This window comes from Halomonas sp. ND22Bw, assembly GCF_003011945.1.
In the GTDB taxonomy this organism is placed as follows: domain Bacteria; phylum Pseudomonadota; class Gammaproteobacteria; order Pseudomonadales; family Halomonadaceae; genus Halomonas; species Halomonas halophila.
The window spans coordinates 1-258 of sequence record NZ_PXWD01001218.1; the positions used below are offsets into that span (position 1 = coordinate 1).

At 71.3% G+C, this 258-nt stretch carries 1 protein-coding gene; it reads right to left on the reverse strand.

What is annotated here, in order from left to right:
- Positions 1 to 258 (reverse strand): SDR family oxidoreductase (locus CVH10_RS22040; RefSeq protein WP_146143274.1); only part of this gene is annotated, 258 nt, incomplete at both ends.

The following is a 258-nucleotide window of genomic DNA, read 5'->3' on the forward strand; positions in this document are numbered from 1 at the left end:
CCGGGCGCCGCAGCCTGGATCAGGTTCAGGGCGCCGCGCACCACGGTCGAGAACTGGCGGTCCATCTCGTCCCAGCCGATGGCGGTCATCTGGGACCGGGCGTCGCCGTTGAAGCTGTAATCGAGGGCGTTGTTGACGACGGTGGTCACGGGGGCGCCGAAACGGCTTTCAGCGGCGGCGACCATGGCGTCCACGGCGGCGCGGTCGGTCACGTCGGCCTGAAGGGCGATGGCGCGCTCGCCGATCTCGGCCGCCAGG